At 76.0% G+C, this 9,193-nt stretch carries 8 protein-coding genes and 1 pseudogene; 7 read left to right on the top strand and 2 right to left on the bottom strand.

What is annotated here, in order from left to right:
- A pseudogene (locus AC3WUG_RS18770) lies at nt 1-969 on the bottom strand (hypothetical protein); the annotation flags it as partial.
- A 171-nt stretch (nt 970-1,140) separates the two neighbouring features.
- Nucleotides 1,141-1,524 carry a phage holin family protein gene (locus AC3WUG_RS18765; RefSeq protein ID WP_492329054.1) on the bottom strand — a complete coding sequence of 128 codons (384 nt, stop codon included), beginning with the start codon at nt 1,522-1,524 and terminating at the stop codon, nt 1,141-1,143.
- A 114-nt stretch (nt 1,525-1,638) separates the two neighbouring features.
- On the opposite strand from AC3WUG_RS18765, the gene hisC reads away from it, so the two are divergent.
- The 7 genes from hisC to AC3WUG_RS18730 form a co-directional block, all read left to right on the top strand.
- Nucleotides 1,639-2,703 (top strand): histidinol-phosphate transaminase, encoded by a 1,065-nt coding sequence (gene hisC, locus AC3WUG_RS18760; protein WP_492329053.1) that lies wholly within the window; start codon nt 1,639-1,641, stop codon nt 2,701-2,703.
- Between the two features lie 115 nt (nt 2,704-2,818).
- Nucleotides 2,819-4,054: a PP2C family protein-serine/threonine phosphatase gene (locus AC3WUG_RS18755; RefSeq protein WP_492329052.1), complete on the top strand. Its 1,236-nt coding sequence runs from the start codon at nt 2,819-2,821 to the stop codon at nt 4,052-4,054.
- A complete protein-coding gene (locus AC3WUG_RS18750; protein WP_492329051.1) occupies nt 4,051-5,667 on the top strand; it encodes a sensor histidine kinase in 1,617 nt (538 codons plus the stop codon). The genes AC3WUG_RS18755 and AC3WUG_RS18750 overlap by 4 nt, the downstream gene beginning before the upstream one ends.
- Before the next feature lie 2 nt (nt 5,668-5,669).
- A complete protein-coding gene (locus AC3WUG_RS18745) occupies nt 5,670-6,110 on the top strand; it encodes a response regulator (RefSeq protein WP_147797056.1) in 441 nt (146 codons plus the stop codon).
- Nucleotides 6,111-6,339: 229 nt separating this feature from the next.
- Nucleotides 6,340-7,467 carry a pyruvate dehydrogenase (acetyl-transferring) E1 component subunit alpha gene (pdhA, locus tag AC3WUG_RS18740; RefSeq protein ID WP_492329050.1) on the top strand — a complete coding sequence of 376 codons (1,128 nt, stop codon included), beginning with the start codon at nt 6,340-6,342 and terminating at the stop codon, nt 7,465-7,467.
- Nucleotides 7,468-7,478: 11 nt separating this feature from the next.
- Nucleotides 7,479-8,456, top strand: coding sequence for an alpha-ketoacid dehydrogenase subunit beta (locus tag AC3WUG_RS18735; protein ID WP_492329055.1), 978 nt, complete (start codon nt 7,479-7,481; stop codon nt 8,454-8,456).
- 63 nt (nt 8,457-8,519) lie between these two features.
- Nucleotides 8,520-9,193, top strand: a 674-nt coding sequence (locus AC3WUG_RS18730; RefSeq protein ID WP_492329049.1) for a biotin/lipoyl-containing protein, incomplete at its 3' end; no start/stop codon positions are given.

Raw genomic sequence — 9,193 nt, 5'->3', positions numbered from 1 at the left:
CCCCCCCCCCCCCCCCCCCCCCCCCCCCCCCGCGCCGGTGCCGGTCGGGGCGTCCGCCAGGAGCCTGGCGCCCGCCCACGGCAGCGGCGCCCCGACGGGGGCGGGGTCGGTGGCGCCTGCGGCGCCGGGCGCGGCGGGGGCGGTCGGCGGCGTGCCGGTGGGCGGCACCGGGGTGCCGGTGACCGGGCGCAGCACGCCCACCACGGGCGCGAGCGCGTCGCCCACGGGCGTCCCGCCCACCCCGTCGAGCACGGGGTCGAGCACGCCGGTCACCACCGGGCTGACCACGGGCGCGAGGGCGGGGACGAGCGGCGTGATCGCCGGGGCGACCGCGGTGAGCACCGGGGCGAGGACCGTCTCGGCCACGGGCGCCACCACGACGGAGGTGACCGGGGCGAGCACCGGCGCCAGCGGCTCGGTCGCCTGGGCGACGGGGGCCACGACGCCGTCGGTCAAGTCGCCGACCAGCGGCGACGCGGCGTCGACGACGGGCGCGACGACGTCGTCGCCCAGCGCGGAGGTCACGGCGCCGACGAGTCCCGGCGCGTCGGCCGCGGGGGTCGAGGCGACGACCTCGGACCCCGGCGGCTCCGGGCGGTCGGCGTGGGCCGCGGGTGCTGCCGGGGCGGCGTGCCCGTGCCCGGCGGCGGGGGCCGGCGCCGCGGGCTCCGCGGGAGCCACCGGTGCGGGCTCCGCCGCGGGTGCCGGCACCACCGCCTGCACGACGGGCGCGACGACGTCCTCCGTCACGGGCTGCACGACCGCGCCGACCAGGTCCCCGACCCCGCCGAGCAGCGAGGAGACGGGTCCGGCGGAGGGCGGCGGCGCCTCGTCGGCGGAGGCGGCGGGGGCGAGCGCGACCACGGCGGCGCCGGCGAGCGTCAGCCCGCCCGCCGCGTACAGGCCCCGACGGGCCCATCGCGACGCGAGCGAGCGCGCACGCTGTGCGGCACCCGGTCGCGCTGCCATGGCGACTCCCCCTGAGTCTCCCGGTGGACCCACCGCCTCTGGCGGGTCCCGACCCGTCGACGGTAGGAGCGCCCGGCGGAGCAGGCAACAGATCGGGGCGGGTGATATCGCCCGTCCGGGTGACGAGGCGGCCGTGACCTGCGCGGACGCGGCGGCGCGGTTCGCCGCGGGTCAGCTGTCCCGGCTGCGCGGGATCGCGACGCTCAGCGCGAACGACACGACGGACACGATCAGGGCGCCGACGAACGCGTCGCCGAAGTCGTCGATCCGCAGGCCCCAGTCGGTCTGCTCGGTGATCCACGCCGTCAGCATGAGCATGAGGGCGTTGACGACGAGCGTGAACAGGCCGAGCGTGAGGATGTACAGCGGGATCGAGAGGATGTTGACGATCGGCTTCACGATCGCGTTGACGATCCCGAACACCAGCGCGACCGCGAGGATCACGCCGATCCGCCCCCACGTGCTGTCGGCGCCGACGATCGAGATGCCCGGCAGCAGCACCTCGGCCAGCCACAGGGCGACGCCGCTGATCAGGACCCGCAGCACGAAGCTCATGCGCCGATCCTGCCATCGAGCCCGCCGCCGCGGCAGCCCCATCGCGCGGCGGCCCGCCGACCACCCCGCGGCCGCCCGTCCCGGCGCCGGTCCGCGCGGTGGCATCCTGGCGGCGTGAAGCACGTGCCCCTGCGCCCCGCCCTCGCGAGCCTGCCCCCGTACGTCCCGGGCGCCCGCGTCCCCGTCGGCGCGGCCGCGTTCAAGCTGTCGTCGAACGAGAACCCGTACCCGCCGCTGCCGTCGGTGGTGGCGGCGATCGCGGACGGCGCCGTGGACGTGAACCGGTACCCGGACATGTACGCCACCGACCTCGTCGAGGCGGTCGCCGACCACCTGGGCGTCCACGCCGACCAGGTGGTCGCGGGCTGCGGCTCCGTGGCGGTGCTGGCCCACGTGCTCGCGGCGTTCTGCGACGCGGGCGACGAGGTGGTGCACCCCTGGCGGTCGTTCGAGGCGTACCCGATCGCGGTGACCCTGGCGGGGGCCACGGGCGTCCCGGTGCCGGTCGGCGCGGACGGCCGGCTGGACCTGCCGGCGCTCGCCGCGGCGGTGACCGGGCGGACCCGCGTGGTGCTGGTGTGCACGCCGAACAACCCGACGGGCCCCGCCGTGCACGCCGACGAGCTCGACGCGTTCCTCGCGGCCGTGCCGCGCGACGTGCTCGTGGTGCTCGACGAGGCGTACGTCGAGTTCGTGCGCGACCCGCAGGCCCCGGACGGCCTGGCCGTGCTGGCCGCGCACCCGAACGTCGTGCTGCTCCGGACGTTCTCGAAGGCCTACGGCCTGGCCGGCCTGCGCGTGGGTTACGCGGTCGCCGACGCGCGGCTCGCCGCGGGCATCCGTGCGGCCTCGACCCCGTTCGGGGTGTCGCACCTGGCCCAGCTCGCCGGGGTCGCGTCGCTGCGCGCGCGGGACGAGCTCCTGGAGCGCGTCGACGGCATCGTGCGGGAGCGGACGCGGCTGCTCGCCGGCCTGCGGGAGCACGGCTGGGACGTCCCGGACAGCCAGGCGAACTTCGTGTGGCTGGCGCTCGGCGACGGCACCGCGCGGTTCGCCGAGGCGGCGACCGCCGCGGGGGTCCTCGTGCGGCCGTTCGCGGGCGACGGCGTCCGGATCAGCGTCGGCGAGCCCGAGGCGACCGACGTCGTGCTGCGGGTCGCGCGCGACCTTCGTCACTGAGCGCGGTGGGCCTCCCGGGCGAGTCCGCAGGTCACGCCGCGTCCCCGGGGTCGGTTCCCGCCGTGCGGCCGCGGCGGCCTCGCCTATGCTGCGACGAGCGCAGAGAGGTGGAGGGGTGACCGAGAGCACGACGCCGGGCGTGGTGACGCCGCCCGCGTGGCCCGGCCGCGCCGGTCGCCCCGCCGACCCGCTGGACGGCGGCCCCATCGCGCTCCTGCTGGTCGAGGACGACGACGGCGACGCGCTGCTCGTGGAGGAGCACCTGTCCGACGCCGGTCTGGACGCGCGCCTGGTGCGCGCCCGGACGCTCGACGAGGCCACCGCCCGGCTGGACGTGGACTGCGTCCTGCTCGACCTCGGGCTGCCCGACTCGGTGGGCCTCGGCGCGCTGCAGACCCTGCTGACCGCCGGTGCGCCCGCGGTCGTCGTGCTGACCGGCCGCACCGACACCGAGACCGGGCTGCAGGCGGTCGCCGCCGGCGCGCAGGACTACCTGGTGAAGGGCGAGGTCGACGGGGAGCTGCTCGGCCGCTCGGTGCGGTACGCCGTGCAGCGGCGCCGGCTGCAGGCCGTCGACCGCGAGCTGTACCGCAGCATGGTCCGGGCCGAGGAGACCGTGCGGCTGGAGAGCGCCCTGCTGCCGCGCCCGTCGGTGCGGGACCACCACCTGGAGGTGCGGGTGGGCTACCGCGCGGGCCGGGACGGCGTGCTGGGCGGCGACTTCTACGACGTGTTCGAACGCCCCGACGGCACGGTGCTGGCGATCGTCGGGGACGTCTGCGGGCACGGTCCGGACGAGGCCGCGCTCGGCGCGGTGCTGCGCACGGCCTGGCGCACGCTCGTGCTCGCCGGCACCGCGACCCCCGACCTGCTGCCCCTGCTCGAGCGGGTGCTGGAGTCCGAGCGGGCCCGCGACGAGGTGTTCACCACGATGTCGATGGTCGAGATCGCGCCGGACCGCGCGACCGTCGACCTGTACCTGGCGGGCCACCCGGTGCCCTTCCTGCTCGGCGACCCGGACGCGGGACGGCCGTCGGAGCTGCTGCCGCGCGAGCTCCGCGGCCGCGCGCTGGGCATCCCGGTGGACGGCGCCTGGCGTCCCCGCCGGCTCGAGCTCGGCGACCGGTGGCGGCTCATGATGTACACGGACGGCGTGCTGGAGGCGACGATCAGCGGGACCCACGAGCGGATCGGCAAGGCCGGCCTGCTGGAGCTGGTGGACGGGGTGCTGGCGGCCTCGCCGGCGGACCCGGTGGACGACGTGCTGCGCGAGGTGCGCCGCCGGCACGGCGGCGAGCTCGTCGACGACACCGCGGTGGTCGTGCTCGGCTGGGGCGGGGCGCCGGCGTGACGGCGGTCGCCCCGGCCGCCCGCCCCGGCGCGCGGCCCCGCACGACGCTGCGCCGTCGGCTCGGCACCGCCCTCGTGGCCGCCGGCGTGCTGCTCGCGCTGGTGTTCGTCGGCTCCGGCGTCGCCCTGTGGCGGATGCTCGACGCGCAGGAGCTGGTGACCGAGCGCTACTTCACCGCCATCACGAACGGCGAGACGGCGTACACGCAGCTCGTCGACGGCGAGACCGCGGTGCGCGGCTACGCGCTCACCGGCTTCGACGGCACGCTGGAGCCGTACGAGAACGCCCAGGACGCGACCCAGGCCTTCGCCGCCGTGGCCGCCGGCGGGGCCTCGTCGTCGGTCCGGGAGGCCGCCGCGGCGGCGGTCGAGGCCGCCGAGCGCTGGGACGAGGAGTTCGCGCAGCCGACGATCGCCGCCGTGGCCGCGGGTGGCCCCGCGTCGGTCAGCGCCGAGGAGATCGAGGGCGGCCGCGCGCTGTTCGACGAGACCCGCACCGCGGTCCAGGACTACCTCGACGTGCTGCGCGAGCGCCGCGACGAGGCCGCGGCCTCGCTGGCGATGTGGACGCGGGTCGTCATCGGCTCGCTGGTCGCGCTGGTCGTCGCCGGCGCGGTCGCGGGCGCCGTCCTGTGGCGGACGCTGCGCTCGTGGATCGCCGAGCCGCTCGACGCGCTGGCCGGCGACGCCCGCGCGGTGAGCGAGGGCGACCTGCACCACCCGGTGCGGACCACCGGCCCGGGCGAGATCGCCGACCTGGCCGACACCGTCGAGCGGATGCGCCTCGGCCTGGTCGCCCAGGTGCAGGCCGTCGAGGCGCAGCGCGCGGAGATCGCCGACGCCCACGACCGGCTCGCGGAGCAGGCGGAGGAGCTCCGCCGGTCCAACCGCGACCTCGAGCAGTTCGCCTACGTCGCCTCGCACGACCTGCAGGAGCCGCTGCGCAAGGTCGCCTCGTTCACGCAGCTGCTGCAGAAGCGGTACGGCGGGCAGATGGACGAGCGGGCCGACCAGTACATCGCGTTCGCCGTCGACGGCGCCAAGCGGATGCAGCAGCTCATCCAGGACCTGCTCGGGTTCTCCCGGGTCGGCCGGGTGGGCGGCGAGCTCGCGGACGTGCCGCTCGGCGACGCGCTGGGGGCGGCGCTGGAGAACCTGGAGAACCTGGTCGAGGACACCGCCGCCGTCGTCACGCACGACGAGCTGCCGGTGGTCCGCGGCGAGCGCCCGCTGCTGGTCCAGCTGCTGCAGAACCTCGTCGGCAACGCGATCAAGTTCCGCGACCCGGAGCGGCCGCCGGAGGTCCGGATCAGCGCCCGGCGGGTGGGAGACTCCTGGGAGCTCGAGTGCCGGGACAACGGGATCGGCATCGACCCGCAGTACGCGGAGCGCGTGTTCGTGATCTTCCAGCGGCTGCACCCCAAGGACCTGTACGAGGGCACCGGCATCGGCCTCGCCCTGTGCAAGAAGATCGTGGAGTACCACGGCGGTCGGATCTGGCTCGGCGAGCCGGACGGCCCGGGCACCAGCGTGCGCTGGACGCTCCCGGCCGTCGACGAGCCGGCGGACGACCGCCAGGACCAGGACGGCCGGACGGCCGAGGGATCGGAGTGAGCGTGGCACGCAACGGCAAGGTGATCGACGTCCTGCTCGTCGAGGACGACCCGGGCGACGTCCTGATGACGCGCGAGGCGTTCGAGGACAACAAGGTCGCGAACCGGTTGGCGGTCGTCTCCGACGGCGTCAGCGCCCTGGCGTTCCTGCGCAAGGAGGGCGAGCACGCCGACGCCCCGACGCCGGACCTGGTGCTGCTCGACCTCAACCTGCCCCGGATGGACGGGCGCGAGGTGCTGGAGGCGATGAAGAACGACGACGCGCTGCGCAGCATCCCGGTCGTCGTGCTCACCACCTCGGAGGCCGAGGAGGACGTCGTGCGGTCGTACTCGCTGCACGCCAACGCGTACGTGACCAAGCCCGTCGACTTCGAGCGGTTCATCGAGGTCGTCCGGCAGATCGACGAGTTCTTCGTCGAGGTCGTGCGGCTGCCGCAGCGCTGACCTCGCCCGACGCCGCGCCGGCCCGTCGCCCCGACCCGGGGTGGCGGGCCGGCGTCGTGCGCGCGGAGGCGGACGGGTCCCCGGTGGGGTTGTCGGGACCCCACAACGGGGGCACGCCCGTCTTGACGGCGCCCGGGGCCCTGGACCTACGGTGGCGTAGCCTACGCTGGCGTAGGTTAGCCAGGGTCCCGAGGAAGTCCGGGACCTCCCCCGAGCCGAAGGAGAACGCGTGAGCACCAGCGGTCCGCTCACCGACGACGGCCTGGTCCAGCTGCTCACGCCCGCGGGCGAGCGCGTCGACCACCCCGACTACAGCGCCCGGGTCGCCCACCTCGACGCCGACGCCCTGCGCGGCCTGTACCGCGACATGGTGCTCGTGCGCCGCTTCGACACCGAGGCGACCGCGCTGCAGCGGCAGGGCGAGCTGGGCCTCTGGGCGCAGTCCCTCGGCCAGGAGGCCGCGCAGGTTGGCTCCGGCCGCGCGCTGGCCCCGCAGGACTACGTGTTCCCCTCCTACCGCGAGCACGGCGTGGCGCACACCCGCGGCCTGGACCTCACGCAGCTGCTCCAGCTGTTCCGCGGCGTCGACCACGGCGGCTGGGACCCCGACGAGTTCAACTTCCACCTGTACACGCTGGTGATCGGGTCGCACACCCTGCACGCGACGGGCTACGCGATGGGCGTGCAGCGCGACGGCGCGGTCGGCACCGGCGACCCCGAGCGGGACACCGCCGTCGTCACCTACTTCGGCGACGGCGCGACCGCCCAGGGCGACGTCAACGAGGCGCTGGTGTTCGCCGCCGTGAACAACGCCCCGCTGGTGCTCTTCCTGCAGAACAACCAGTGGGCCATCTCCGAGCCGACGACCCGCCAGGCGCGCGTCCCGCTCGCCGCGCGCGGCCCGGGCTTCGGCGTGCCGAGCGTCCGGGTCGACGGCAACGACGTCCTCGCCACCTACGCCGTGACCGCCGAGGCGCTCGAGCGCGCGCGGTCCGGCGGCGGCCCCACCCTGGTCGAGGCGTTCACCTACCGGATGGGCGCGCACACCACCTCCGACGACCCGTCCCGGTACCGGTCGGCGGCGGAGGAGGACTACTGGCGGCAGCGCGACCCGATCGACCGCCTGGAGAAGCACCTCGCGGCGACCGGCGAGCTGCCCGAGGAGTTCCGGACGGCGCTGGCCGCCGAGGCCGACGCCCTCGGCGAGCGGATCCGGACGTTCGTCCGGTCCCTGGGCCGACCGGCCACCAGCACGATGTTCGACCACGTGTACGCGACCCCGCACTCCGTGGTGGACGCCGAGCGCGCCTGGTTCGAGCGGTACGAGGCCTCGTTCGCGGGAGGGGAGCACCGGTGAGCACGCAGCGGATGACGTTCGCCAAGGCGATCAACTCGGGCCTGCGGGCCGCGCTGGAGCGCGACCCCAAGGTCATGCTCATGGGCGAGGACATCGGCGCGCTCGGCGGCGTGTTCCGGGTGACCGACGGGCTGGCGAAGGACTTCGGCGCCGACCGGGTCGTCGACACCCCGCTCGCCGAGTCCGGCATCGTCGGCACCGCGATCGGCCTCGCGCTGCGCGGCTACCGCCCGGTGTGCGAGATCCAGTTCGACGGGTTCATCTTCCCGGCGTTCGACCAGATCACGACCCAGCTGTCGAAGATGCACTACCGGTCGCGCGGCCGGCTGAACCTCCCGGTCGTGATCCGGGTGCCGTTCGGCGGCGGCATCGGCGCGGTCGAGCACCACAGCGAGTCGCCCGAGGTGCTGTTCGCGCACACCGCCGGCCTGCGCGTGGTCAGCCCGTCCGACCCGCAGGACGCGTACACGATGATCCAGCAGGCGGTCGCCTCGCCGGACCCCGTGATGTTCTTCGAGCCCAAGGGCCGGTACTGGGAGAAGGGCGACGTCGACCTCGACGCCGACCCGCTCGCCGCCGAGTCCGTCCTGGACGGTGCGCGCGTGCTCCGCCCAGGCACCGATGTCACGCTCGTCGCCCACGGCCCGACCGTCGCCACCGCCCTGCGGGTCGCCGACGCCGCGGCCGCCGAGGGGCGCAGCGTCGAGGTCGTCGACCTGCGGACCATCTCGCCGCTCGACATCACCACGGTCGCCGCGTCCGTGCGCCGGACCGGCCGGTGCGTCGTCGTGCACGAGGCCCCGGTGCTGTACGGCACCGGCGCCGAGGTCGCCGCGCGGGTCACCGAGGAGTGCTTCTACCACCTCGAGGCGCCGGTGCTCCGGGTCGGCGGGTTCCACACCCCGTACCCGGTGGCCAAGCTGGAGCACGAGTACCTGCCCGGGCTCGACCGCGTCCTCGACGCCGTCGACCGCGTGCTCGCCTCCTGACCTCGCGGGCGCCCGCGCCCCCCGCCGACAACCGCCCGCACCACCCCCCGAGGAGCACCGACCGTGCCGTCCTTCCAGCAGTTCCGCCTCCCCGACGCCGGCGAGGGCCTGACCGAGGCCGAGATCGCCGCCTGGCACGTCGCCGTCGGCGACACGGTGGCGATCAACCAGACGATCGTCGAGATCGAGACGGCGAAGTCGCTGGTCGACCTGCCGAGCCCGTTCGCGGGCGTGGTGACGCGGCTGCTGGTCGAGGAGGGCACGACGGTCGAGGTCGGGACGCCGATCATCGAGATCGACACCGACCCGACCGGGGACGCCCCGGCGGACGCGGCCCCGGGCATCGGGCCCGAGGTGCCGGTGCACGGGCCGACGTCGGACGCCGACCCGGTGCAGGCGGACGCCCCGGTGGCGCGGCACGCGTCGGCGCCGGCCGCCGCGTCCGACGCCGAGGCCGAGGAGCCGGGCGGCGCGGTGCTGGTCGGCTACGGCACCGCCGCGGCGCCGACCGCGCGCCGGGCCCGGTTCACGTCCGCCGAGGGCGACGTCGACGCGGGCGCGGCCGGGCCGGACGCGACCGGCGCGGGAGCCGCCCCCGTGCGGCCCGCGACGGCCGGTCCGGGCGCCTCGCGGGGTGGCGCCGCTGCGCCGTCGGCCGCAGCGCCGACGGCCGCGCCCGCCGCGCCCGCCGCGATGCCTGTCTCTTCTCCACATCTTACGCTTCCGACGAAGGACGT

The sequence above is a fragment of the Cellulomonas sp. EB106-03-03-XG116 genome (assembly GCF_058792015.1).
Note: the sequence above shows the minus strand (reverse complement) of the source record. Positions and strands in the feature narration are given on the sequence as shown.

Excerpts from the sequence above, each read along its gene's own strand:
- AC3WUG_RS18765 (WP_492329054.1), bottom strand. The coding sequence starts at position 1,524 with ATGAGCTTCGTGCTGCGGGTCCTGATCAGCGGCGTCGCCCTGTGGCTG.
- AC3WUG_RS18735 (WP_492329055.1), top strand. The coding sequence starts at position 7,479 with ATGACGTTCGCCAAGGCGATCAACTCGGGCCTGCGGGCCGCGCTGGAG.